At 59.4% G+C, this 25478-nt stretch carries 23 protein-coding genes; 10 read left to right on the top strand and 13 right to left on the bottom strand.

Going from position 1 to position 25478, the window contains the following annotated elements; translation table 11 throughout:
* Positions 1 to 219: 219 nt before the first annotated feature.
* The 3 genes from CGA21_RS11845 to pdxH all read left to right on the top strand — a co-directional run bounded on the left by CGA21_RS11845 (position 220) and on the right by pdxH (position 3245).
* Positions 220 to 1365, top strand: coding sequence for a serine hydrolase (locus tag CGA21_RS11845; RefSeq protein WP_110748890.1), 1146 nt, complete (start codon positions 220 to 222; stop codon positions 1363 to 1365).
* 113 nt (positions 1366 to 1478) lie between these two features.
* A complete protein-coding gene (locus tag CGA21_RS11840) occupies positions 1479 to 2573 on the top strand; it encodes an OmpA family protein (RefSeq protein ID WP_110748892.1) in 1095 nt (364 codons plus the stop codon).
* Positions 2574 to 2597: 24 nt separating this feature from the next.
* Positions 2598 to 3245 (top strand): pyridoxamine 5'-phosphate oxidase, encoded by a 648-nt coding sequence (gene pdxH / locus CGA21_RS11835; RefSeq protein WP_179055434.1) that lies wholly within the window; start codon positions 2598 to 2600, stop codon positions 3243 to 3245.
* A 5-nt stretch (positions 3246 to 3250) separates the two neighbouring features.
* On the opposite strand, the gene CGA21_RS11830 is transcribed toward pdxH, so the two are convergent.
* A complete protein-coding gene (locus CGA21_RS11830) occupies positions 3251 to 3487 on the bottom strand; it encodes a hypothetical protein (RefSeq protein WP_033043204.1) in 237 nt (78 codons plus the stop codon).
* Positions 3488 to 3654: 167 nt separating this feature from the next.
* Here CGA21_RS11830 and CGA21_RS11825 point away from each other — a divergent pair, with 167 nt between their 5' ends.
* Positions 3655 to 4119, top strand: a complete 465-nt coding sequence (locus tag CGA21_RS11825) for a glycine zipper 2TM domain-containing protein (RefSeq protein WP_020798113.1) — start codon at positions 3655 to 3657, stop codon at positions 4117 to 4119.
* Between the two features lie 77 nt (positions 4120 to 4196).
* On the opposite strand, the gene CGA21_RS11820 is transcribed toward CGA21_RS11825, so the two are convergent.
* Positions 4197 to 4664, bottom strand: coding sequence for a hypothetical protein (locus tag CGA21_RS11820; protein ID WP_110748896.1), 468 nt, complete (start codon positions 4662 to 4664; stop codon positions 4197 to 4199).
* Positions 4665 to 4919: 255 nt separating this feature from the next.
* Positions 4920 to 6113, bottom strand: coding sequence for a Na+/H+ antiporter NhaA (nhaA, locus tag CGA21_RS11815; RefSeq protein ID WP_188264249.1), 1194 nt, complete (start codon positions 6111 to 6113; stop codon positions 4920 to 4922).
* A gap of 250 nt (positions 6114 to 6363) precedes the next feature.
* Here nhaA and CGA21_RS11810 point away from each other — a divergent pair, with 250 nt between their 5' ends.
* Entirely contained in the window at positions 6364 to 7458 is a 1095-nt protein-coding gene (locus tag CGA21_RS11810; protein ID WP_188264248.1) for a PLP-dependent cysteine synthase family protein, read from the top strand.
* Between the two features lie 123 nt (positions 7459 to 7581).
* On the opposite strand, the gene CGA21_RS11805 is transcribed toward CGA21_RS11810, so the two are convergent.
* Both CGA21_RS11805 and CGA21_RS11800 read right to left on the bottom strand, forming a co-directional pair.
* The gene (locus CGA21_RS11805; protein ID WP_020798118.1) at positions 7582 to 9195 is read right to left on the bottom strand and encodes an NAD(P)/FAD-dependent oxidoreductase; all 1614 of its coding nucleotides are present in this window, start codon (positions 9193 to 9195) and stop codon (positions 7582 to 7584) included.
* A gap of 95 nt (positions 9196 to 9290) precedes the next feature.
* Positions 9291 to 9956, bottom strand: coding sequence for a COG3650 family protein (locus CGA21_RS11800; protein WP_188264247.1), 666 nt, complete (start codon positions 9954 to 9956; stop codon positions 9291 to 9293).
* Between the two features lie 174 nt (positions 9957 to 10130).
* Here CGA21_RS11800 and CGA21_RS11795 point away from each other — a divergent pair, with 174 nt between their 5' ends.
* Positions 10131 to 10499: a hypothetical protein gene (locus CGA21_RS11795; RefSeq protein WP_188264246.1), complete on the top strand. Its 369-nt coding sequence runs from the start codon at positions 10131 to 10133 to the stop codon at positions 10497 to 10499.
* 34 nt (positions 10500 to 10533) lie between these two features.
* Here the strand turns inward: CGA21_RS11795 and CGA21_RS11790 are convergent, their stop codons facing one another.
* Positions 10534 to 11130, bottom strand: a complete 597-nt coding sequence (locus tag CGA21_RS11790; protein WP_179055441.1) for a short chain dehydrogenase — start codon at positions 11128 to 11130, stop codon at positions 10534 to 10536.
* Between the two features lie 106 nt (positions 11131 to 11236).
* On the opposite strand from CGA21_RS11790, the gene CGA21_RS11785 reads away from it, so the two are divergent.
* A complete protein-coding gene (locus CGA21_RS11785) occupies positions 11237 to 12145 on the top strand; it encodes a LysR family transcriptional regulator (protein ID WP_110748908.1) in 909 nt (302 codons plus the stop codon).
* A gap of 195 nt (positions 12146 to 12340) precedes the next feature.
* Here the strand turns inward: CGA21_RS11785 and CGA21_RS11780 are convergent, their stop codons facing one another.
* The 5 genes from CGA21_RS11780 to CGA21_RS11760 form a co-directional block, all read right to left on the bottom strand.
* Positions 12341 to 13042 carry an ABC transporter ATP-binding protein gene (locus CGA21_RS11780; RefSeq protein WP_020798122.1) on the bottom strand — a complete coding sequence of 234 codons (702 nt, stop codon included), beginning with the start codon at positions 13040 to 13042 and terminating at the stop codon, positions 12341 to 12343.
* Positions 13043 to 13810, bottom strand: a complete 768-nt coding sequence (livG, locus tag CGA21_RS11775; protein ID WP_046816659.1) for a high-affinity branched-chain amino acid ABC transporter ATP-binding protein LivG — start codon at positions 13808 to 13810, stop codon at positions 13043 to 13045.
* Complete coding sequence (locus CGA21_RS11770) at positions 13807 to 15063, bottom strand: high-affinity branched-chain amino acid ABC transporter permease LivM (RefSeq protein ID WP_110748910.1); 1257 nt, start codon at positions 15061 to 15063, stop codon at positions 13807 to 13809. The genes livG and CGA21_RS11770 overlap by 4 nt, the downstream gene beginning before the upstream one ends.
* Entirely contained in the window at positions 15060 to 15983 is a 924-nt protein-coding gene (livH, locus tag CGA21_RS11765) for a high-affinity branched-chain amino acid ABC transporter permease LivH (protein ID WP_095058735.1), read from the bottom strand. Before livH ends, CGA21_RS11770 begins: the two co-directional genes overlap by 4 nt.
* A 233-nt stretch (positions 15984 to 16216) precedes the next feature.
* Positions 16217 to 17344, bottom strand: a complete 1128-nt coding sequence (locus tag CGA21_RS11760) for a branched-chain amino acid ABC transporter substrate-binding protein (protein WP_020798126.1) — start codon at positions 17342 to 17344, stop codon at positions 16217 to 16219.
* A gap of 349 nt (positions 17345 to 17693) precedes the next feature.
* Between CGA21_RS11760 and CGA21_RS11755 the strand changes: the two genes are divergently transcribed.
* Positions 17694 to 17999, top strand: coding sequence for a DUF2288 domain-containing protein (locus CGA21_RS11755; RefSeq protein WP_110748912.1), 306 nt, complete (start codon positions 17694 to 17696; stop codon positions 17997 to 17999).
* Positions 18000 to 18309: 310 nt separating this feature from the next.
* On the opposite strand, the gene CGA21_RS11750 is transcribed toward CGA21_RS11755, so the two are convergent.
* Positions 18310 to 20505 (bottom strand): hypothetical protein, encoded by a 2196-nt coding sequence (locus tag CGA21_RS11750; protein ID WP_110748914.1) that lies wholly within the window; start codon positions 20503 to 20505, stop codon positions 18310 to 18312.
* 195 nt (positions 20506 to 20700) lie between these two features.
* On the opposite strand from CGA21_RS11750, the gene CGA21_RS11745 reads away from it, so the two are divergent.
* Positions 20701 to 21594 (top strand): NAD(P)-dependent oxidoreductase, encoded by an 894-nt coding sequence (locus CGA21_RS11745; RefSeq protein WP_110748916.1) that lies wholly within the window; start codon positions 20701 to 20703, stop codon positions 21592 to 21594.
* On the opposite strand, the gene CGA21_RS11740 is transcribed toward CGA21_RS11745, so the two are convergent.
* Positions 21551 to 23767 (bottom strand): putative bifunctional diguanylate cyclase/phosphodiesterase, encoded by a 2217-nt coding sequence (locus CGA21_RS11740; protein WP_110748918.1) that lies wholly within the window; start codon positions 23765 to 23767, stop codon positions 21551 to 21553. The two genes, CGA21_RS11745 and CGA21_RS11740, sit on opposite strands and share 44 nt — an antisense overlap.
* A 294-nt stretch (positions 23768 to 24061) precedes the next feature.
* Here CGA21_RS11740 and CGA21_RS11735 point away from each other — a divergent pair, with 294 nt between their 5' ends.
* Positions 24062 to 25411, top strand: a complete 1350-nt coding sequence (locus CGA21_RS11735) for a spinster family MFS transporter (RefSeq protein ID WP_188264245.1) — start codon at positions 24062 to 24064, stop codon at positions 25409 to 25411.
* Positions 25412 to 25478 lie beyond the last annotated feature (67 nt).

The raw sequence follows: 25478 nt of genomic DNA, 5'->3' as shown, positions 1-25478 counted from the left end.
TTCGCGAGCAAGCCCGCTCCCACATTTGACTGAGTTCTCACAGAACAAATGCGATCAAAAGGTGGGAGCGGGCTTGCTCGCGAAGGCGTCTTCACAGGCTCCAAAAATTTCTGATCAGTTCTACCAGTGATTGACCGCCCAGCCCGCACCTGTTCCCAAAACCCTCAAGGGCTGGAACAATGCGGGCCACTTTACAGAACGTTCTTCGGGGAGTCGCGGGTGCAGATTCAGGGTCATTACGAGCTTAAGTTCGAGGCAGTGCGCGAAGCGTTCGCGGCGTTGTTCGACGATCCTCAGGAACGTGGCGCCGCGTTGTGCATCCAGATCGGCGGCGAAACCGTCGTCGACCTGTGGTCTGGCACCGCCGACAAGGACGGGGCTGAAGCCTGGCACAGCGACACCATTGCCAACCTGTTCTCCTGCACCAAGACCTTCACCGCCGTCACCGCCCTGCAGCTGGTGGCCGAAGGCAAGCTGCAACTGGATGCCCCGGTGGCTCGCTACTGGCCGGAATTCGCCGCCGCCGGCAAAGAATCGGTCACCTTGCGCCAACTGCTTTGCCATCAGGCCGGGCTGCCGGCGTTGCGCGAGCTGCTTGCCCCCGAAGCGCTGTACGACTGGCCAACCATGGTCGAGGCGCTGGCCGCCGAAACACCCTGGTGGACGCCAGGCGAAGGTCACGGTTATGCGGCCATCACTTATGGCTGGCTGGTCGGCGAGCTGTTGCGCCGAGCCGATGGTCGTGGCCCCGGTGAGTCCATCGTGGCGCGGGTTGCCAAGCCTTTGGGCCTGGATTTTCACGTCGGCCTGGCCGATGAAGAGTTCTATCGCGTGGCGCACATTGCCCGCGGCAAGGGCAATGTCGGCGATGCGGCGGCCCAGCGTCTGCTACAAGTGACCATGCGTGAACCAACGGCCATGACCACCCGCGCTTTCACCAATCCGCCGTCGGTTCTGACCAGTACCAACAAGCCGGAGTGGCGACGCATGCAGCAGCCGGCGGCCAATGGCCATGGCAATGCCCGTAGCCTGGCCGGGTTTTACACCGGGTTGCTCGATGGCAGCCTGCTCGAAGGCGAGTTGCTCGATGAACTGACCCGCGAGCACAGCCTCGGCGAGGACAAGACCTTATTGACTCGAACGCGTTTCGGCCTGGGCTGCATGCTCGATCAACCGGATGTGCCCAATGCCACCTTCGGGCTGGGCGCGAGAGCGTTCGGGCATCCGGGTGCTGGCGGCTCCGTTGGTTTCGCTGACCCCGAGCATGATGTGGCGTTCGGTTTTGTGACAAATACCCTGGGGCCGTACGTCTTGATGGATCCACGCGCACAAAGGCTTGTGCGGGTACTGGCCACTTGTCTGTAAATCACGCTCAAAGGTTCCGGAGCTGGAACCCGACGGCCTTTTCAGTTTCCAATCGTCTGTTTTATGCGGGCCGACCGGCCTGATTCTAATGACTTCATTTTTGTGGATATCCAATGTCAACCAAACCCACCCTCGCCTTGGCACTGTGCTTCGCTATTACAGGTTGCGCACAGACTCCTAAAAGTGATGTAGACGGCGGCAGCTGGTGGCCGTTCGGGTCTTCCGACAAAGTCGCGGCCAAGGAGCCAGCGCCAGCACCGGCTCCGCTGAAACCCGTTGCCGCGCCGGTTGCCAAGGCTGAGAGTTCCAACCCTTGGTACTGGCCGTTCGGTTCCGAGGAAGCGCTCGATAAAAAACCAGAAGTAAAACCTGCAGCCAAGCCGGTCGAAGTGGCCAAGGCTGAGGCCGATGCAGGGGGCAAGTGGTGGTGGCCGTTCGGTGGCAAAGAGCAGAGCACAGCCAAAGCCGTGCCGATGCCCGATCCGAAAGTAACCCAGGCTTGGCTGGACGACTACGAACCGCGTCTGCGCACAGCGATCAAGGACAGCAACCTGCAACTCGAACGCCGTGAAAACGTATTGGTGGTGACCGCGCCCGTAGAGGGCTCGTTCAACCCGGACCGCCCAGCCATGCTCTTGCCGGTGACGCTCGGCCCGTTCACTCGCGTTGCGAAAATCCTTGAAGCTGACCCGAAGACCGCCGTGCTGGTACTCGGCCACAGCGATACCTCGGGCGCAGCGCCTGCCAATGTGAAGCTGAGTCAGGAGCGTGCGCAGTCCGTGGCGGCGATCTTCCGCCTCAGTGGCCTGCAGCGTGATCGCCTGATGCTGCGTGGCATGGGCGGCGAAGCCCCGCGTGCCGCCAACGACAGCGTTGAGGGCCGCGCCTTGAACCGTCGAGTAGAGCTGTTGGTAACGCCGCAAAACACCATGGTCGCGTTGCTGAGCAAGTACAATATGCCGGCCCCGGCGCCTGTTCGCATGGTCGCAACCCAGGACATCAAACCGGTGGCCAAGCCTGTGACTCCAGCACCAAGCGAAGCGAAGAAAGCGGCTGCACCGGTGGCGAAGAAAGCGCCGGCCAAGAAAGCCGCCAAGGCTCCAGCCAAGAAGGCACCGGCTAAAACCGCAACGCCAGCGAAAAAGACCGCACCGGCCAAAGCCGCTGCCGACGCGACCAAAGTCGCTGCCGATACCACAAAGAAGTGATTCGTTAACCATAAGGATTGCGCCATGACCAAGGCCCTGGCTGATATGCGCCGCGACTACACCCGTGATGGCCTGACCGAGGCGCAAGCCCCGGCCGAGCCGTTTGCGCTGTTCCACCAATGGTTTGCCGACGCGGTGAAAACCGAACAGGCACCGGTGGAGGCTAATGCCATGACCTTGGCCACTGTCGACCAGGACGGGCGACCGCATTGCCGGATTCTGCTGCTCAAGGGACTGGATGCGCAGGGCTTCACCTTTTTCACCAACTACGACAGCGCCAAAGGCCAGCAGCTGGAGGCGAATCCATTCGCGGCCATGACGTTTTTCTGGCCGACGCTGGAGCGTCAGGTACGGATTGAAGGGCGGGTGGTGAAGGTCACGCCCGAGGAGTCCGATGCGTATTATCAGGTGCGCCCGCTGGGCAGCCGCCTTGGTGCCTGGGCTTCGCCGCAGAGCCGGGTGATAGCCGATCGCAGCGAGCTGGAGTCGCTGCTCAAGGATACCGAGCAGCGTTTCAGCGATACCCAGCCACATTGCCCTGAACATTGGGGTGGGTATCGTTTGCTACCAGAGCGCATCGAGTTCTGGCAGGGCCGTCCAAGCCGTCTGCACGACCGGCTCAACTATCGCCTGCAGGGCGCCGACTGGATTCTTGAACGTCTGGCGCCTTAAGCAGTCTACCGCTCGGAATAGCTTGCCGCTGCGGCCTCGAGCCACCGCGGCAGGTCTCGACGCTTGATTTTCTGCGCATGAGCGCTTGCCAACTGTTCGAGCATGAAGGCTTTTTTCTGCTCGTCCTTGCCGGCCAGCGCCAATGCCAGGTCACGGTCCATCCAGCGTCTGATGCGCACGTACAGCCACCCATGGAAGTACAGTCCGGCGACGGTAGTGACGACAATGATAAAGTAATCCATATAGATCCCTGGTCAGTGGCGCAGTTTTGCAAATAGGCCGTTACTGTGTGGTGAGCTCGTCGAGGGGCCTGTACAGCGCCTGAATCGAAGCAATTTTCTCCAGGCAAGGCCGTGACAGGCGTTCAGCTGCGGAGTTTAATGGTTACTTGTCCTTTGGAGTTGATGCTATGCGTAAGTCTGTTCTGCTGGTTGCTTCCTTTTCCACCATGGCGATGTTGCTCACTGGCTGCCAATCGAGCTTGACCGGTGACTCCTATTCCCGTGACGAAGCGCGTCGCGTGCAGACGATTCGCATGGGCACCATCGAAGCCCTGCGGCCGGTGAAAATCGAAGGTACCAAGACCCCGATCGGCGGCGCTGCGGGTGCAGTGGTCGGCGGTGTTGGCGGCAGTGCCATCGGCGGCGGCCGGGGCAGTATCGTCGCAGCGGTCATCGGCGCAGTGGCCGGCGGGCTGCTGGGCTCGGCTACCGAAGAAGGCTTGACCCGCACCCAGGGCGTGGAGATCACCGTGCGTGAAGACGACGGCAGCATGCGTGCCTACGTGCAGCAGGTTCAGGAAAACGAAGTGTTCCGCGTCGGCGAGCGCGTGCGTATTGCCACGGTTGATGGCACCAGTCGCGTTTCTCACTAAGCGGTAAATACGGTAAAGGAAAATCCCGACCAGGGTGACTGGTCGGGTTTTTTTTTGCGCCGGTTTCCGGCATCGGGCTACAGATCGTTCTTTAGGGCTGTTTCAATGACTTGCTCGGGTATTAATTCTCGAGCGCCGTCCCCATCACCAAAATATTCACCGGGCCAGATAAAAAGATCGGAAATACGAGCATCCGGGATATTGAGTGCCAACATTTTCAGCCAGAAGCAGGTGGCGTGTTCCGGGTTATCGTCATCCATGACTCTTCGAGCCATTTCGATCAGTTCACATTGGGAGATATCCTTCAGGCGGCGTTCATAAGGCCCCATCAGGATCTGGCGAACCCATGTGTCATGATCCTGGGCTCCGTTAATACCTGGAAAATCGAGAGAGGTCAGATCCGTCATAGCCTCTCGATTGAATTCAGCCAACTGATCCCTGATCTGATCCTGATCTGCGCCATCAATTTGCGCAGCTAGGTTTGCAAGGCGAGCAACCTTGGTTTCGCAAAGGTGCGGGGGCATCAGTTCCTGACGTAGCGCCATAACCCTCTCCAAAATTGCTGAATTTGACCGTGCCTGCAAAAAGCAAAAGGCACGGTCACAAATCGCAACGTTAACGAGAAAGGCTTGGGGATTTATGCAGGCAGTTTCCGTAAAGCTCGTAGGAAGAATCCGAAGCTCGGTGCGGTTTTTGTAAGAGCGAGCTTGCTCGCGAAAAACCTGAAAACACCGTTGGGTTTCAGGTTTCCCGCATCATCGTTGACGTCCATCGGAACGCCGCCTGGAGCCAGCTTGCTCCTACAGGCGCGCCGTTTGCAGCGCAGACTTGCGACTGGCTGCCGCCGTGACGGCATAGCCAACCAAGGCCGCCAGAATCGAACCGGTCAGTATCCCCATCCGATCCATCCCCGCGTAGTCACTCACGCCTGGCTCAAAGGCCAGCGAACCGACAAACAGGCTCATGGTGAAGCCTATGCCGCAAAGAATCGCGACACCCAGCACCTGGCCCCAATTGGCACCCTGGGGCAGGGCGGCGATGCCGGTTTTCACCGCCAGCCAGGTCAGGCCGTACACGCCGACTGTCTTGCCCAGAAGCAGGCCAATCGCGATGCCCATTGGCACGTTATGGGTGAAGCTCTCGGTGGTAACGCCACTCAGGGACAGGCCGGCGTTGGCGAAGGCGAACAACGGCAGGATGCCGTAGGCCACCCAGGGGTGCAGCGCGTGTTCCAGTGTCAGCAGGGGCGACGGTTCGGCGTTTTTCGTGCGCAACGGTATGCAGAAGGCCAGGGTCACCCCCGCCAGCGTGGCATGCACACCGCTCTTGAGTACGCAGACCCAGAGGATCAGGCCGATGATCATGTACGGTCCGAGCTTTACCACGCCGAGCCGGTTCATTCCGATCAGCGCCGCGATGCAGGCTGCAGCCAGTGCCAGGGACAGGGTCGATAGCTCGCCGGAGTAAAAAATCGCGATGATGACGATGGCGCCGAGGTCGTCGATGATCGCCAGGGTCATCAGGAACAACTTCAGCGACACCGGAACGCGTTTGCCCAGCAACGCCAGTACACCCAGCGCGAAAGCGATGTCGGTGGCTGTCGGGATCGCCCAGCCGTTCAGCGCCGGCGGGTTGTCGCGGTTGAGGAACCAATAGATCAGCGCCGGCACGACCATGCCGCCAATGGCGGCTGCGCCGGGCAGGACGATCTGTGACGGCTTGGACAGTTGCCCGTCGAGGACCTCGCGCTTGACCTCCAGACCGATCAAAAGGAAGAACATCGCCATCAGCCCGTCATTGATCCATAGCAGCAGGGGCTTGGCGATTTTCAGCGCGCCGATCTGGGCGACGACGGGGGTTTCCAGCAGGCCGTTGTACAGCCACGACAGCGGGGAGTTATTGATGATCAGCGCGAGGATAGCCGCGGCGATCAATAACAGACCGCTGGCAGCTTCCAGCTGAAAGAAACGCGTGAACGTGCTACGCAGAGGCATAGTCGCTCTCCATCGATAAAGTCAAAAGGTGGCACACCCTAACCCGTACCGTTAGTTGTTAAAACAAAAGTTATATTCTTTTTTGTTATATGTCGTAACAGCACGATTTTTCGGCAAGGTCTTGAGCCTAGCAGTTGCCCGATGCATTGGAACCCAGCTGTATCTGTGCTGGATGTAGGATTTTTCCTAAGCTTGAAGGTTGAGGCTTGTGAAAAGGCCGCCAATTGCCCGATCCATCGAGATAACTACCATGAGCGACAACCGACAGTGGTCCCGCGAAGCCATCCGGATCATCGAAGCCGATTTCCAGCGCAGCGCCGACACTCACCTGATCCCCTTGTCGCTGCCAGGCTTTGCCGGCATCGAGTTGTACTTCAAGGATGAATCGAGCCACCCCACCGGCAGCCTGAAACACCGCCTGGCGCGGTCGCTGTTCCTGTACGCGCTGTGCAATGGCTGGCTCAAGCCCGGAGCGCCAGTCATCGAGGCGTCCAGCGGTTCGACGGCGATTTCCGAGGCGTACTTCGCGCGTTTGCTGGGGGTGCCGTTCATTGCGGTCGTGCCGGCCAGCACGTCGAAGGAGAAGATTGCGCAAATCGCTTTCTATGGCGGGCAAACGCATCTGGTCACGGACCCTACGCAGATCTACGCCGAATCCGAACGCCTGGCGCGCGAACATGATGGTCACTTCATCGACCAGTTCACCTACGCCGAGCGCGCGACCGACTGGCGGGCGAACAACAACATTGCCGAATCGATCTTCCAGCAGATGCGCTTCGAAAAGCAGCCGGAGCCGAGCTGGCTGGTGTCCAGCCCCGGTACCGGGGGTACGACGGCGACCCTGGGACGTTACGTACGCTATCGCCAGCACGCCACCCGCGTGTTGTGTGCCGATGCCGAACGCTCGGTGTTTTTCGATTACTACCAGAGCGGCGATGCCAGCCTGCGCCTGTCTCACGGTTCGCGGGTCGAGGGCATTGGACGGCCCCGGGTGGAAGCGTCATTCCTGCCCAAGGTCATCGATGCGATGGTCAAGGTGCCGGACGCGTTGTCGTTGGCAGCCATGCATTACCTGGCGAAACGCCTGGGGCGTCACGTCGGCGGATCGAGCGGGACGAACCTGATCGGCGCCCTGATGGCCGCGCAGCAGATGGCAGCGGCGGGGGAGGAGGGGTCGATCGTGGCGATTCTGTGCGACAGCGGCGAGCGTTATGCCACGACGTATTACGATCAGGCCTGGCTTGAGGCCGAGGGGTTTGAGTTGAGCGGGTTGATCGATGCGGTTGCCGCGACGGTCGAACGCGGCGAGGCGCTACCGGCGAGCGTGTTGCGCGCCAATATCTGAATTAATCATGCGCAGAAATCACTGTGGGAGCGAGCCTGCTCGCGAAAGCGGTAGACCAGTCAACATTTCTGTTGAGTATTAATCCGCCTTCGCGAGCAGGCTCGCTCCCACAAGGGATATGCGTCAGGCTTGGAGGCCGAGGATATCCCGAGCCACCGCTTCGGCGATGCGAATGCCATCGACACCCGCCGACAGAATCCCGCCCGCATAACCCGCGCCTTCGCCGGCCGGGAACAGGCCCTTGACGTTCAGGCTCTGCATCGACTCGTTTCGCGTAATTCGCAGCGGCGACGAAGTGCGGGTTTCGATCCCGGTCAACACCGCGTCATGCAGCGAGTAACCGCGAATCTGTTTCTCGAATGCCGGCAAGGCTTCGCGAATCGCCTCGATGGCGAAGGCCGGCAAGGCCAGCGCCAGGTCACCCAGGGCAACGCCCGGTTTGTAGGACGGTTCAACGCTGCCCAACTCGGTGGACGGCTTGCCGGCGATAAAGTCGCCGACCAGTTGCGCCGGTGCCTCGTAGTTGCTGCCGCCGAGCACAAAGGCGTGGGATTCCAGGCGTTCCTGCAACTCGATACCGGCCAACGGACCGCCCGGGTAATCGACTTCCGGGGTAATCCCGACAACGATCCCGGAGTTGGCGTTGCGCTCGTTACGCGAGTACTGGCTCATGCCATTGGTCACCACGCGATTTGGCTCGGACGTCGCCGCCACCACCGTGCCGCCCGGGCACATGCAGAAGCTGTAGACGGAACGGCCATTCTTGGCGTGGTGCACCAGTTTGTAGTCGGCGGCGCCGAGTTTCGGGTGGCCGGCGTACTTGCCCAGGCGCGCGCGGTCGATCAGCGACTGCGGGTGCTCGATGCGGAAACCTACCGAGAATGGCTTGGCTTCCATGAACACGCCACGGCCGTGCAGCATGCGGAACGTGTCCCGGGCACTGTGGCCGAGGGCCAGGATCACGTGTTTGGAGTGGATCTGCTCGCCGCCATCGAGTTCGACGCCAACCAGTTGGCCGTCCTCGATAAGCACGTCGGTAACCCGCTGCTGGAAGCGCACTTCACCGCCCATGGCGCGAATCTGCTCACGCATGTTTTCCACCACGCCTGTCAGACGGAACGTACCGATGTGCGGTTTGCTGACGTAGAGGATTTCTTCCGGGGCGCCGGCCTTGACGAACTCATTGAGGACTTTGCGCCCGATGAACTTCGGATCCTTGATCTGGCTGTAGAGCTTGCCATCGGAGAATGTCCCCGCGCCGCCCTCGCCGAACTGTACGTTGGACTCGGGGTTGAGCACGCTTTTACGCCACAGGCCCCAGGTGTCCTTGGTGCGCTGGCGCACTTCGGTGCCGCGTTCGAGGATGATCGGCTTGAAGCCCATTTGCGCGAGCAGCAGGCCGGCGAAAATCCCGCACGGACCAAAGCCGACCACGACAGGGCGCACACTCAGGTCGGCGGGGGCCTGGCCGACCATTTTGTAGCTGACATCCGGTGCCACGTTGACGTTACGGTCATCGGCGAACTTGTGCAGCACCGAGGCCTCATCGCGAACATCGAGGTCGATGGTGTAGATGAAGCACAGCTCGGAGGACTTTTTGCGCGCATCATAACTGCGCTTGAACAAGGTGAAATCGAGCAAGTCATCGCTGGTGATGCCCAGGCGCTGCAGGATGGCAGGGCGCAGGTCTTCATCGGGATGGTCGATTGGCAGCTTGAGTTCGGTGATTCGTAACATGGCAGGATCCGGTTCGCGGGGCGCACAACTGCGCCAGGGCGTTTGAAACCGGCGATTATAAGCCTCAAAGGCTCAGGCCCGTGAGGCTTAAACGATCAGTCGTCGCGCGATCCGCCGAAATACCCACAACCCCGTTGCACCTGGCCGTTGATTCGCAGTTCAGCACTCATGTGCTGGATGCTGCCGGTGCTGTTGTCGACGCAGCGTTGCGGTGCGACCCACAGTTCGATGTGCTGCTGGTTGGCTTCGGTGCTGAGGTTGAAGCGGCCTTCGCCCAATTGTTCCTCGACATAGGGCACGGCCAACGGCGCCTGGCCGGCGCGTTCAAGGACCATGCCTTTGCCCGTGACTCTCACGCTCCACTCAGGGGCATGGCCGGCGGCGCGCAGGATCAGCTTCTTGAAGTCGGGATGGGCACAGGCATTGCCCGAACGCTCGATGCGATACAGCTGTTCGAGGTCCAGTTGCCCATCACCGGAGCCGGAAACGATTTGCCCGCGCACATCGGCAAACAATTTGCCCTGGGCATCGGCCAGGCTCGCGGCCTGTTGCAGGACGCTGGTACCGCCCGTGTCGTTGACCGCATAACGTTTCTGCTCGCCGCATGGCTGGAACAACAGCTTGCCATCGGCTGCGCTCAACTGGCCCTGCATGCGGGCCTGGCCGACGTGGGAAGCGCTTTCCCGCGAGCCATCGAACAACTGGCATGCGGCGAACAGCGGAAGAAGGGCAACGAGGACTAAGGAACGGGCAGCACGCATCTTGGGGTCTCCTGACAGGTGCCGTCACGTTACTCAGGCTGACCGTTCATCACAACCCATGAGTGAACTTGCTTTGGAAACGCCGCCGCGCAAGAAACATTCAGCTGTACTTGAACCACCAGGGTGAAAGGCCTTTGGCCGTAACCTGTCGGTCTTGTTTATGCAGGAGGTGTTATGAGGGGCTCAGGCAAGCTGATTTTTGTGGCATTGGGAATGTTGGCAGCGATGCAATGCCTGGCGGCAGACATCGATCTTTCGTCCAGGTCGGACTTTACGGAAATGAACCTGGAGCTTAAGCGGGTCGATGATCCAAATCCGCAATCCATTGCGCTCAGGGTCATGCTCTGCCCTGATGCGCAAGGTCGCCTGGAGCAGGTAACGCGTCAGCAAATGCATCAGCCTTTGCGGCTGTCCATCAACGGCATCCTGGTCTCGACCGCGACGATCCAGACGGTGATCAAGGGTCCCGGTCTGATGATATCCGTACCGCGCGAGATCGCTGGCAATCTACTGCCTACGCTGCTGGAACCTCCGGCAACCTGATGCGACGCTGAGTCAGCGCCGCACCTTGGTCTGTTCAGATGTGAAAGGTCTGACCTGTCTGCAAGCCTTCGACGCTCTTGGCGTAGGCCAATGCCACGTCGGCCGCCGGAACCGGCTTGAAGCCGCGGAAGTAGGGTGCGTATTTGCCCATGGCTTCGACCAGCACGTTCGGGCTGATCGAGTTGACCCGCAAGCCACGCGGCAATTCGATCGCGGCGGCACGGACAAAGCTGTCCAGGGCACCGTTCACCAGCGCTGCGCTTGCACCGCTGCGGATCGGGTCGTGGCTGAGCACGCCGGTGGTGAAGGTGAACGACGCGCCGTCATTCGCGAACTCGCGACCGATCAGCAGCAAGTTGACCTGGCCCATCAACTTGTCTTTCAGGCCCAGGGTAAAGCTCTCTTCGGTCATTTCATCCAATGGCGCGAAGGTCACGTTGCCGGCGGCGCAGACCAACGCATCGAACTTGCCCGTTTGTTCAAACAGTTTGCGAATCGACGCACTGTCACTGATGTCCACTTGGAAATCACCGCTATTGCGGCCGATGCGCACGATCTCGTGGCGCTGGGACAGTTCCTTGTCGACGGCCGAACCGATGGTGCCACCTGCACCGATCAAAAGAATTTTCATACTGGCTGATCCTCGTATCGATTGAGTGAGGCCTCAGTTTAGAGTGGTTTTTTCCACGGATAAGCGAGCTAATAGGCAACCTTTAGTTTTCAAATGGAAACAATCCATGAGCGAGATGGATGACCTGGCGGCATTCGCCGTGTTGGTCGAAGCAGGCAGCTTTACCTTGGCGGCGCAGCAATTGGGTTGCAGTAAGGGCCAGCTGTCCAAGCGCATAAGTCAGTTGGAAGCGCAGTTTTCCGTGGTCCTGCTACAACGCACTACGCGACGCTTGAGCCTGACGGCGGCAGGCGCTGCGTTGTTGCCCCAGGCCCAGGCGCTGGTGGTGCAAGTCGAGCGCGCGCGCCAGGCCCTGGCACGATTGAAGGATGACATGGCGGGCCCGGTGCGGATGACCGTTCCTGTGTCGCTTGGGGAAACGTTCTTCGATGGCTTGTTGCTGGAGTTCTCGGCCCGGTATCCCCAGGTGCAGATCGAGCTGGAGCTCAACAACAACTACCGCGATTTGTCCCGTGACGGCTTCGATCTGGCGGTCCGCTCCGATGTGGCGATTGACCAGCGCCTGGTGGCGCGCCCGCTACTGGCGTGGCGGGAGTTGACCTGTGCCAGCCCGGCCTATCTGGAGCAATACGGTGAACCGCAGTCTCCTCAGGCGCTGGCCGAGCATCGCTGCTTGCTCAACAGCCACTACAGTGGTCGGGAGGAGTGGTTGTATCACCAACAACACGAGTTGTTGCGGGTGCGGGTTTCGGGACCGTTCGCCAGTAATCATTACAACCTGTTGAAAAAAGCCGCACTGGCTGGCGCCGGCATTGCCCGCTTGCCGTCCTATGCATTGCCAGAGGAATTGGCTGACGGGCGTTTGCGCTGGCTGCTGCGTGATTATCAGACACGCAGCATGCCGATGTATCTGGTGCATCCGTATCAGGGTGGGCTGCCCAGGCGTACGCAGGTGCTGGCGGATTATTTGATGGGCTGGTTCAAGCGCAGCGGCGAGGCGCTGGACAGGCTTTGAATCATCACACGCCCCCTGTAGGAGCGAGCATGCTCGCGATGAGTCCGACAGCGCCGCGGGGCATCAGGTTTCCAGCGTTATCGTTGACGTCCATCGCGAGCATGCTCGCTCCTACAGGGGGCAATGTCGTTGTTGAAGTTTGGTGGGCATAAAAAAACGGCCCGCAAAGGCCGTTTTTTTGTTTACCGCAAAGGCTTAGCCACCGAGGTACGCATCGCGCACTTTCGGATCGGTCAACAGCGCTTCACCGGTGCCTGTCATCACCACTCGCCCGTTCTCCAGCACGTAGGCGCGGTCAGCGATTTTCAGCGCCTGGTTGGCGTTCTGCTCGACCAGGAACACCGTTACACCGTCCTTGCGCAGCTGTTCGATGATATCGAAGATCTGCTGGATGATGATCGGGGCCAGGCCCAGTGAAGGCTCGTCGAGCAGCAACAGCTTGGGTTTGCTCATCAGCGCACGGCCGATGGCGAGCATTTGCTGTTCGCCGCCGGACATGGTGCCGCCACGCTGGCTAAAGCGCTCTTTCAAGCGTGGGAAAAGTCCGAGGACCTTGTCCATCTGTTCCTGATAGTCGCCTTTGGCGGTGAAAAAACCACCCATCGAGAGGTTTTCTTCGACGGTCAGGCGGGAAAACACCCGACGACCTTCCGGCACCACGGCAATGCTCTTGCGCATGATCTGCGAAGAATCCTGCCCGACCAGCTCCTCACCCATGTAGCGGATGCTGCCGCTGTGGGCCCGCGGCGAACCGCACAGGGTCATCAGCAGCGTGGACTTGCCGGCACCGTTGGCGCCGATCAGGGTCACGATCTCGCCCTGGCGGACTTCGACGTTGACGCTGTGCAGGGCCTGGATCTTGCCGTAGAAGGTGGAAACGTTTTCGAACTGCAGCATTTACGCTTCCCCCAGGTAGGCTTTGATCACTTCAGGATTGTCACGGATCTGTTCCGGCGTACCGTTGGCCAGAGGCGTGCCCTGGTTGATCACGACGATGTGGTCGGAAATGCTCATGACCAGTTTCATGTCGTGCTCGATCAGCAGCACGGTGACGTTGTGCTCTTCACGCAACACGCTGATCAGCGCCTTGAGGTCCTCGGTTTCCTTCGGGTTCAGGCCGGCGGCCGGTTCGTCGAGCATGAGGATCCGCGGACGGGTCATCATGCAGCGGGCGATTTCCAGACGCCGCTGTTGACCGTAGGCCAGGGTGCCGGCCGGACGGTTGGCGAACTCCTTGAGGTTGACCTTTTCCAGCCAGTACTCGGCAAATTCCATGGCCTCGCGTTCGCTCTTGCGAAACCCCGGGGTCTTGAACAGGCCGGACAGGAAGTTGGTGTTCAGGTGGCGATGCTGGGCGATCAAGAGGTTCTCGACCGCGGTCATGTCCTTGAACAACCGCACGTTCTGGAAGGTACGCACCACGCCCTTGAGGGCGATCTTGTGGCCCGGCAGGCCTTCGATCGGCTCGCCATCGAGCAGGATGCTGCCGCCGCTTGGCTTGTAAAAGCCGGTGAGGCAGTTGAACACGGTGGTCTTGCCGGCGCCGTTGGGGCCGATCAGGGCAACCACTTGTTTCTCTTTCACGCTCAAGGCAACGCCGTTGACCGCCAGCAAGCCGCCGAAGCGCATGCTCAGGTTTTCTACTTTAAGGATCTCGCGGCTCATTTGCGCAGCTCCATGTGAGGACGTTGCATGGGCAGCAGACCCTGAGGGCGCCAGATCATCATCAGTACCATCAAGGCACCGAACATCAACATGCGGTACTCACTGAACTCACGCATCATTTCCGGCAGCAGGATCATTACCACGGCGGCCAGGATCACACCCAGCTGCGAGCCCATGCCACCCAGTACCACGATGGCGAGGATGATCGCCGACTCGATGAAAGTGAAGGACTCCGGCGTCACCAGGCCCTGACGGGCAGCGAAGAAGCTACCGGCGAAACCGGCGAAGCTGGCACCCAGGGTGAACGCCGACAATTTGATCACGGTAGGGTTCAGGCCCAGTGCACGGCAGGCAATCTCGTCCTCACGTAACGCTTCCCACGCGCGGCCCAGGGGCATGCGCAGCAGGCGATTGATGACGAACAGCGCTCCGAGCGCCAGCAACAGCGCAACCAGGTACAGGAAAATCACCTTGTTGATCGAGTTGTAGGCGATGCCGAAATACTCGTGGAACGTCTGCATCCCTTCAGCGGCCTTACGTTCAAAGGTCAGGCCGAAGAACGTTGGCTTCTCGATGTTGCTGATGCCGTTCGGACCGCCCGTGAGGCCGGTCAGGTTACGCAGGAACAGACGGATGATCTCACCAAAGCCCAGGGTCACGATCGCCAGGTAGTCACCGCGCAGACGCAGCACCGGGAAACCGAGCAGGAAACCGAAGGTGGCGGACATCAGGCCGGCAATTGGCAGGCAGATCCAGAAGCTCAAACCGTAGTAGTGCGACAGCAGCGCGTAGCTGTAGGCGCCGACGGCGTAGAAACCGACGTAACCGAGGTCGAGCAGGCCAGCCAGGCCGACCACGATGTTCAGGCCCAGGCCCAACATCACGTAGATCAGCACCAGCGTCGCGATATCCACTGCGCCGCGAGAGCCAAAGAACGGCCAGACCAGGGCGCCGGCGATCAACGCAATGATGATCCAGCGTTGGGTGGTCGGCAGGGTCAGGAAGTTACTGGCCTTGGCCGGAATCAGCGGCATGCTCGGCGAGGAGCGCCAGGCCGAGCTGATCTGCTGGTCGAACAGAACGCGCAGGAACATCAGCACCGAGCACACGGCGATGGTGATCAACGTGGCGGTGCTGGTGCCATGGACTTCGAGGTTGATGCCAACGATGCTCAGCTTCAAACCCAGTACCGGATAGGCGACGGCCCATACCAGCAAGGCACTGAACAGCGCCTGTTTAAGATTCCTAGTCATACTTTCTCAACCTCCGGGCGGCCCAGCAGGCCGGTTGGCCGGAACAACAACACCAAAACCAGGAGGCCGAACGCCACGACGTCCTTGTATTGGTCGCCGAAGATATCGGCACCAAAGGCTTCCGCCACACCCAGCACCAGTCCGCCAAGCATGGCGCCCGGAATGCTGCCGATACCGCCCAGTACCGCGGCGGTGAAGGCCTTGAGGCCGACCAGGAAACCGGCGTTCGGGTTGATCACGCCGTACTGCATGCTCAGCAGCACGGCCGCGATGGCCGCCAGCGCGGCACCGATGACGAAGGTCAGGGCGATGATGTTGTTGGTGTTGATACCCAGCAGGTTGGCCATCTTGATGTCTTCGGCACAGGCGCGGCAGGCGCGACCCAGGCGAGAGCGGGAGATGAACAGCGTCAGGCCGAGCATGGCGATCAGGGTCACCACGAACACCACGATTTGCATGTAGGAAATCAGCACTTCATGTGCGCCACCTGGTCCGAAGGCAAAGTTGCCCGGAATCAGGTTGGGGATGGATTTGTCCTTGGAGTCTTGCGCCAGCAGAACCGTGTTCTGCAGGAAGATCGACATGCCGATGGCGGAAATCAGCGGGATCAGACGGTTGCTGCCGCGCAAGGGGCGGTAGGCGATCCGTTCGATGCTGTAGCCGTAGGCACTGGTGACGACGATGGTCGCCAGGAAAGCGGCGGTCATCAACAGCGGAACACTGTCGAGTCCCAGCATGGCCAGCCCGGCGATGGCGATGAACGCCACGTAGGAGCCGATCATGTACACCTCGCCGTGGGCGAAGTTGATCATTCCAATGATGCCGTAGACCATCGTATAGCCGATGGCGATCAGGGCATACGTGCTGCCAATGGTCAAACCATTAACCAGCTGTTGGAAGAAGTGATAGATGTCAGGCATTACAGCGCTCCTAAAAACCTGATACGCATTTCACTGGTGGAGTCATTTTCCCGCCCGGGCCCCGTGGATCTGCATCCACTTCGAATCCGGGATTTGCCAGCGAACCGCTGATGACGGTTTTGAGATTTTCAGGTGGGGAGACTAGCGGATCACGCCAGCGCGGCCCAGATACGTTCGTAAAACAAAGCCCACGGCACGCCGTGGGCTTTGTTGGCAGTCAGTCAGGCAGGGCCTTACTGAGGCTTGGCTTCAGTTTTTGGTTTGCCGAAGTGCCACTCGTAAACCACGAATTTGAAGTCTTTCAGGTCGCCCTTCTCGTCGAAGCTCAAGTCGCCGGTAGGGGTCTTGAAGGTGCCTTTGTGGATGGCTTCAGCCACTTTGGCGGAGTCTTCGGACTTGGCCGCCTTGATGCCTTCGGCAATCACTTCCACAGCCGAGTAGGCCGGGAATACGAACGGACCGCTTGGATCTTCTTTCTTGGCCTTGAACGCGTCAGCCAGGGCGATGTTGGCCGGATCCTGGTCGAAGGATTTCGGCAGGGTCACCAGCAGGCCTTCGGAGGCGTCCTTGGCGATCTGCGAGATGGAGTCGTTACCCACGCCTTCCGGACCCATGAACTTGGCTTTCAGGCCTTTTTCCTGGGATTGACGCAGGATCAGGCCCAGTTCCGGGTGGTAGCCGCCGTAGTAGACGAAGTCGACGTTGGCTTGCTTGAGCTTGGCGATCATCGACGAGAAGTCCTTGTCGCCGGCGTTGACGCCTTCGAACACGGCAACCTTCACGCCTTTGCCTTCCAGGGTTTTCTTCACGGCAGAGGCGATGCCTTCACCGTATTGCTGTTTGTCGTGCAGGACGGCGACGATCTTCGGTTTTACGAAGTCGGCGATGTAGTTACCGGCGGCAGGGCCCTGGGCGCTGTCCAGGCCGATGGTGCGGAACACCATTTTGTAACCACGGTTGGTGATGTCCGGGCTGGTGGCTGCCGGGGTGATCATGATCACGCCTTCGTCTTCGTAGATGTCCGAAGCCGGTTGAGTGGAGCTGGAGCACAGGTGGCCAACCACGAATTTCACGCCGTCGTTGACGACTTTGTTCGCGACCGCTACCGCTTGTTTTGGATCACAGGCGTCATCGTATTCAACGGCTTCGAGCTTCTTGCCGTCTACGCCGCCTTTGGCGTTGATCTGTTCAATGGCCATTTTGGCGCCGCTGAACTGCATGTCGCCGTATTGGGCTACAGGGCCGGTTTTTGGGCCGGCGATGCCGATCTTGATGGTGTCAGCTGCGAACGAATGGCTGGCAACCCCGGCCAGAACCATAGCGGCAAACAGTTTGGAAATCTGCTTAGTAGCCTTAGTCATAGTGCTCCACTCTTACTGTTGTAATTTTTATAGTCCTGGCGCCGTCGGCGGCAGAACCGGGTCAGTATCTACGACATTCCCCGGAAAAGCCCCTCGGCAACTGTACCGGTACAGTGTAGAGCGCCGATCGTCAGCCTGGGAAGCTGGCGTCAGGGGGCAAAACTTGGGGGTGTCGCTTATTTGAAAGAAAAAGTCAGAATTGCGGCGGGGCTTTGACGGGCTTATAGCCAGATTCCGTGCATTCCTTGGCATTCCTGCGCTTTTCATTCAATCCTGCAAATTGCATCTGGGTTTTTCTGCCTGATCACCGACGTTATCATTGCGTCGATTTCTTTTCCGGACCGGACCCATGATTGAAGAACCTAGCACCCTCTATGCCAAGCTGCTTGGAGAAACCGCATCTATTACCTGGAAGGAGTTGGAGCCGTTCTTTGCCAAGGGTGCCCTATTGTGGGTCGACCCCGGCCTTGATTTGATCGCTGCCGCCGAAGCCATGGCGACCGATGACGGCGAGAAAGTGGCCGCCTGGCTGGCTGACGACAAGGTCGCCAAGCTGTCTGAATCGCGGGCGCTGGATCTTTTCGAGCGCGATCCGTCGTTGTGGGCAGTGGTGGTTTCGCCGTGGATTATGATTCAGGAAAAGGCGCAGGGCTGATTGACTGCACCCTATTGGTGCGATGACCTGGCAGGGATAAGTGTGTAGCCGAGTAGCGTGATGGCACGTTGCCGTAGAGAAAGGCCACAGGTTCACGGTGACGTAAACGTAACGGGAACAGTTGGGGGGACAATTAAACAGCTGCTCAATTGTTTCTGAATGTTGTTTACCTGCAGTTTACGCGGTGAATGTCAGATCGCTTTCGCGAGCAAGCCCGCTCCCACATTCGACCGCGTTCCGTCAGTAGGGATGCGGTCGAATGTGGGAGCGGGCTTGCTCGCGAAGGGGCCGACTCAGTGTTGCGCCGGGCTTAGAAAGTCTTGCCCGTATGGTTATTCAACGAAATCACCTTGGTCTTGCCAATCCGGTGACGATAGATCTCCCGCAGGTACTTGATCGCTTTCTTCACGCAATCGCGAGACAGGCGGATGTCGTTGATCGAGACAAACTTGTCCTTGTCGTTGATCAGCTCGCGATACTTCTTCTCGTACATCGGTTTGATCGCATACCAATTGGTATCAAGAATTTTCGCCGGGTTCTCGAACTCGTTGAGCAGGTCGTCGATCAGGTCTTCGTCGAATTGTTCGTTGATGATGAAGTCCAGGACCGAGTTGTCCAGGGTGTCATCGAAGCGGTAAGGGGCGCGCGCGAAGCAACGCTTGATGAACGCCACGATCAAGGTCAGGAAATCGTCCGACAGGCATGGGCTCTTGGCGATCAGGGTGGTCAGCGACAGGTTGGCCGAGGCGCCGATCACCAACGCATAGCGCTTGAGCGTGGTGTTGGGAAACAGGTTGTTGAGGTGCGTCTTCAGCCGGTTCAGGTCCATGTAGGACAGCTTGTAGTCCTTGGGCAGGGAAACGATCGACACCACCGACGAACAGTTCTTGAAGAAATGCAGGTCGTGCAGGGCCGCTGCGTCATATCCTGAATTCTTGTATTGCTCCAGCGACGCACGATAGCGCTTGGACTCGATCGGCAAGAGGCTAATGCCTTCGATGGCCTGGGTGACCTTGTTGAAGTGCGGCAGGTCGATGGACCGGAAGAACAGATCGTCGATGTTCAGGCGCTGTGGCTCTTTCTCGAACACCTTGAACTTGTCGCCGGCAGGCGCCTGGGTTTCCGGCACCACGGACTCGGCGTAGGCAATCGCCACGGGGCCGGCCAGACTCATGAACAGGTCGTTGGCATCCAGGCGAATGGTTTCGCCGATGTCGATGCCGGCACGGCGGAAATAGTTCTGGTCGTAATCGGTCGTGACAGCCTGCGCGGTCAGGATGTTGAAGATCTGCTGCGAAATGTACTGGTTGGCATGCTTTTCCATGGCGTTGACGTCGATGTTCTGGATGTTGCCGTCATCGCTTTCCTCGGCATAACGCATGATGTCATTGGAAATCAGCATCATGGCGTTCCATGGGCGGATACGTCCCATGACACTGGCTTCGCTGCTGTCTTCGTTGGCGAAGTTGTAGGAGAAGTCCCACTCTTCCGACAGGTATTTGCACAGCAGGCGACCGGCGTTGATGTGCAGCGCTTCGGACATTTCACTGCGGTGATCGGAGATGTTCGGCAGTACGCAGATACCGCTGGTGAAGATCGGCTCGAAGACGAAGGCGTGGCCGCTCTTGCTGTCGTGCTCGTCCATCGGCTTGGTGTCGAACGTCTTGTTCATGTACGAGTGTTGCTGGGCCAGGCCGAACTCCGAGGCCATGCCCGAACCGGTGCCGCCACCGGCACTGAAGATCGAAAAATACAGGCGCGACTGGTTGGCCTTGATGCCACAGCTGTCGATCAAGTACGAGTGAATCATCTTCCAGTCCGGGCTGGAGAAGCGCTGGGTGTCCTTGTTCAGGATGATCTTGGCCAGGTACTGGCCGAGGATCGGTGCGTTACCGGCACCGCCGGCATGGACTTCCGACAGGTCCATGATTTTCATCTTGCTGTAGTCACGCAGGAACCCGCTCTTTTCGCCCTTGCGCGAGAAGCGGATACGCCCCGCAATGTCTTTGTCCAGGTCGCCCAGCATCACCAGGGGTTCTACCAGGAACACCGGCTTGGTGGCCTTGTTCGACCCCAGGCGCAAGTTGTTACGAATCCATTGCGCCGGGCTATAGCCTTTTTCCGCATAGCGTTTGTCTGGCGAGAGGCGATCTTCGTTGTTGAATTCGTTGAGGTAGAACTTGCGGGCGTTGTAGACCAGTTCTGCGACATCCAGCGCGATGTTCGAACCGCAGCGGCCCAGGCCAATAAGGCACACCGACGGGAATTGCTGGTCGTTGTGCTGTTCGTTGTCGCCTTCCAGATGCGGCGGGCGGGGGAATACCATGTCGCGCAGGCCGTCGAGGTTGTCGAGGATGCGATCGGTGTTGGTTTCGGTGAAATACAGGTATTGCTGGGTCGCCAGGGGGCGCGACGGGGTCAATGGCTTCGACGGTGCGGGGCTGTTCGCCGCCGGGCTCAACGTCAGGTCGGAAAGCGCAGGGGCCGGGTTGTTTTTAGAAGTCATCGTTCGCCATGTACCTGGACTGGTTGGTCGGGGGACATACTGTCGTCGACCATCACGGAATGAGAACTCGCGTCTTTTATCAGCGCGTATTAGTCCCGGGCGGCACAATCAGCTTGCGCGTCGCTCGGCGGAATCCTTTCCTGAGTCTTGATGAATCGGCCAATATTCGGTGTTCTTTAATAAAAAGGAGGCAATATGATGTCAACGCTACCGGCCCTGGGGTTTGCAGGAATCGGCCTGATGGGCCTGCCAATGTGTCGGCGTTTGCTCGCCGCGGGTTACCCATTGACGGTGTGGAACCGCAATCCGGCCAAGTGCGCGCCACTGGTCGAGGCCGGTGCACGCCAGGTCGCAACGCCTGCCGAGTTGTGCCAGCACGCCGAAGTGGTCATGTTGTGCCTGGCGGATACCTCGGTGGTTCGCGAGGTGGTTTTCGGCAAGTCGGGCATTGCCGAAGGGGCGAAGAAGGATCAACTGCTGGTGGATTTTTCCAGCCTGGAACCCACAGCGACCCGGGAAATGGCGACAGAGCTCGGCAAAACCGGCATGGGCTGGCTGGATGCGCCGGTGTCCGGTGGCGTGGTGGGTGCCGAAGCGGGTAGCCTGGCGATCATGGTCGGCGGCACCGTGGCAGACCTTGAGCGGGTCAAGCCGGCCTTGTTTACTCTCGGCCAGCGCGTGACGCACATGGGCGCCGTGGGAGCAGGGCAGGTGACCAAGGCCTGCAACCAGATGATCGTTGCCTGCAATGCGCTGGTCATCGCCGAAGTGGTGGCCTTGGCGGAACGCTCCGGGGTCGACGCCAGCCTGATCGCCGAGGCATTGGCCGGTGGGTTTGCCGATTCAAGGCCCTTGCAGTTCCTGGCGCCGCAAATGGCCGAGAGCCGTTTCGAACCCATCAAATGGCACGTGCGGACCTTGCTCAAGGATCTGGACAGCGCGGTGAAATTTTCCCGCGAACAAGGTTCGGCGACGCCGATCAGTGGCCTGGCCGCGCAATTGATGCGCCTGCACGGGGGGCAGGGGTTCCTGGAGAAAGACCCTTCTACATTAGTGCAGTTGTACCGTGAACCAGACCCAAGTGCGTGACGCTGTACGATGCCTTGCGCTGGTTGATTTCGTTCAGCACCGGTTGAAGTTCGGTCAAAGGTATCGGGCGGCTGAGCAGGTAGCCCTGGACGAAATCGCAACCGTGGCATTCGAGAAACTGGTGCTGCTCGAAGGTTTCTACGCCTTCGGTAACCACCTCCAGATGCAGGGTGTGGGCCATGACGATGATGGCCTGGACGATCTCCATGTCCTGGGTGGATTTCGGAATGTCCTGGATGAAAGAACGGTCGATCTTCAGCGTGTTCAGCGGTAAGCGCTTGAGGTAAGCCAGGGATGAATAACCGGTGCCGAAGTCATCAATCGACAACGAAACGCCGAGGGCGCGTATCTGCTGCAGCAGCACCAGCGTCTCGGCAATGTTGCCCATCAGAGCGCTTTCGGTGACCTCCAGCTCCAGTCGATGGGGCTCCACCCCGGCGCTGCGCAACGCCAGTGAGATTTCGTCGCTCAGTTCTTCGCGTGCCAGGGTCAGGGGTGAGCAATTGATGGCGATCTTCAAGTCCCCGCAGCCCTGGCGTGCCAGCTCGCCCAGGTCGGCGCAAGCCTTGCGCAGCACCCAATTGTCCAGCTCGGTAATCAGCCCATTGGCTTCCGCTATGCCAATGAAGCGGTCCGGCGTGAGGAATCCGTGGACAGGGTGTTGCCAGCGGATCAACGCTTCGAGCTTGCTGACCTGGTCGGTCTTGAGGTCAAGGATCGGTTGGTAATAGAGCATCAGGCCGGTGTCTTCGCGCAGGGCGTGGCGCAGCTCTTCCTCCATTTGCAGTTCGAGCATGGCCCGTGCCTTGAGGTTGGCACTGAAGAAATTCAGGCCATTACGGCCACCGTCCTTGGATTGATAGAGCGCCAGGTCGGCGTTTTTCAGCAGTTCTTCACAGGTCTTGCCGTCTTCGGGAAATACGCTGATGCCGATGCTGGTGGTCATGACCATCCGCCGCCCGGACAGCTCGATGGGTTCCTTCATTTTCAGCATGATGCGTTGGGCCATCTGTCGCGCCTCATCACGGTCATGCAGGTCGATGAGAATGCAAAATTCGTCGCCGCCAAAACGTGCTACTACATCGTCATGGCTGCGCACTGAACTTTTGATGTGCCGGGCGAGCACCTTGAGCAATTCATCGCCGGCATCGTGGCCGAGGCTGTCGTTGATACGCTTGAAATGGTCGATGTCGAGGAACAGGACGGCGAGCATGCCGCCTGCGTGAGTGCGCTCCAGAAGCTTTTCGGCGAAGAGCTGGTTGAACCCGCGACGGTTGAGCAGGTTGGTCAGTGCATCATAGTGCGCCACCTGTTGCAGGGACATGCGCGCCTGGTCCAATTGGGTGAGTAGCGAATTCACCCGCAGCAGATCGCGATCCTTGTGCTGCAGCTTCTTGTCCGCCAGCGCCGCACTAATGCAACTGCCTATTATCAGGAGCGTCATGACGGCTACCGTCAGGCCCAGTTGTAGATGGTTGTTTTCGCCAGGCTGGGTTAACAGGCTGCCAGTTGGCAGGGCCAGGTCGAAGGCGGCCATGCCGGTGAAATGCAGGCTCATGATGCCTGCGCCCAGTACCAGGCTGGCGGCGCATTTACGCAGTTGGTGAAAAATACCCAAGCCATTACGCAGGTAGCTCGCCAGCATCAGTGCCGCCAGACTGGCTCCGATGCCGATCATGATCGAAAGGATGAACAGCCCCGGATGGTAGTAGGGCGTCGCTTGCGAGCGCATGGCGGCCATGCCCACGTAGTGCATGGTGGCGATACCCAGGCCAATGATGATCGACGCCTTGCAGCATTGTCGAAAATTCAGGGTAGGCAAGCTGAGGGTGTGCATGGCCAGCCACGACGCACACAGGGCGATCAGTAGCGACAAGAGTGTGATGGGCAAATGGTAATGCACGTCGATCGGCGCCTGGAACGCCAACATGCCAATGAAGTGCATGGCCCAGATTCCGCCGGCCAGGCACCCGGCGCCGATCCACCGCCAGAGGCGTTGGGACGCTGGTTTTTGCGCATGATTGATCCGTTCGGCCATATCCAGCGTGGCAAAACACCCGGCGCAGGCGACCAGAAAAGCCAGCAGCACCAGAAAAGGGTCATGTACACATTGGAGTATGACCTGTCCGCTTTCTGCTAGCCCTGTAGTGAAATGCAGACCAAGCCACTCCATTAGCATGCCCCGTGTTTGTCTCCCTGGCCGACGTAATCAACGCTGGCGAATGTCTTGGAGTATAGAGGCCGTGGATTGAACGCAAGGGATGGTGGCACATTGTCTCCCAATGATTTTGGAATGAACCTTAGTCCGTTTGGAAATAAAATGTTGCCTGGGCCGCGTCTGTCCCCATGGGCGGGTATCAGCTTTACGAATAATTACAGACAGTCCCGGCCTGCCTGACTAGATTGCAGGTTCCGGGCTCGGATGCACTGGCAGTGAAGCCCCCATAACAATAAAAGAGACGGACCCATGCAGAACTCGACCCAAGCGGCGAATGCCTGGCGCATTCTGTTCCTGCTGTTCCTGGCCAACCTGTTCAACTTCTTCGACCGCACGATCCCAGCCATCATCATTGAACCGATCCGCATGGAGTGGCACCTCAGCGACTTTCAACTGGGGATCATCGGTACTGCCTTCACTATTGTCTACGCGATCGCCGGCCTGCCACTGGGACGAATGGCCGATACCGGCTCGCGCAGCAAGTTGATGGGGTGGGGCCTGGCGGCGTGGAGCGGCCTGACCGCCGTCAACGGCATGGTCGGCAGCTTCTGGAGTTTCCTGATCGTGCGCATGGGCATCGGCATCGGTGAAGCCAGTTACGCACCGGCCGCCAATTCGCTGATCGGCGACTTGTTCCCGGCGCATCGCCGGGCGCGGGCCATGGGCATTTTCATGCTCGGACTGCCGTTGGGCTTGTTGCTGGCGTTCTTCACCATCGGCGCGATGGTCAAGGCTTTCGACAGCTGGCGTGCTCCATTCTTTATTGCCGCAGTACCGGGACTGATCCTGGCGATCTTCATGTTTTTCATCAAGGAGCCGAAACGCGGCGCGGCTGAAAGCGTGCAGGTGTCGCAAGAGAAGATTGACCGGCCGATTCGCCGGGTGCTGGCGGTGCCGACTTTCCTGTGGCTGGTGATGGCTGGACTTTGTTTCAACTTCGCCACCTATGCCTGTAACTCGTTCCTTGTGCCAATGCTGCAGCGTTATTTCCTGATGCCGTTGCAGGAGGCTGCGGTGGCGACCGGGGTGATTGTCGGTGTGACAGGGTTGTTCGGACTGACACTGGGCGGTTGGGTGGCGGACAAGATCCACCAGCGCGTCGCCAACGGTCGTCTGCTGTTCGCCGCGTTCAGCCTGATTATCTCAACGCTGTGCACGGCGTGGGCGCTGCATTCTGGGCGAATAGAGATCGGCGTATTCGTGGCGGTGTTCAGCCTGGGCTGGTTGTTTGCCTATAACTTTTACACCTGCGTCTACACGGCGATTCAGGACGTGGTCGAGCCGCGGTTGCGGGCGACGGCCATGGCGCTGTTCTTTGCCGGGTTGTACTTGCTGGGCGGTGGTCTTGGACCGGTCGTGGTAGGCGCGTTGTCCGATCACTTTGCCCACACGGCGATGCTCTCGGCCGGTGCCGGGCAGATGACCGAGGCGTTCAAGGCGGTCGGCCTGCATGACGCGATGTACCTGATTCCGGTGGCGCTGTTTTTCACCATGGTGTTTCTGGTGTTGGCGTCGCGGTGTTTTGTGAAAGATGCCAAGCGTATGAAGGAAGGCTTGGTGGCGGTGGTTGAGCCGGTGGGTTCTGCAGCGACTGCCTAGCCGCCTTCGCGAGCAAGCCCGCTCCCACACTTGGCCTCTGTCGTATACAAATCTTGTGTCCACCGAA

The organism is Pseudomonas sp. PSB11 (assembly GCF_014596605.1).
GTDB classification, from domain to species: Bacteria; Pseudomonadota; Gammaproteobacteria; order Pseudomonadales; family Pseudomonadaceae; genus Aquipseudomonas; species Aquipseudomonas umsongensis.
The sequence above is the reverse complement of the archived record's forward strand: the minus strand, read 5'-3'. Positions and strand labels throughout refer to the sequence as shown.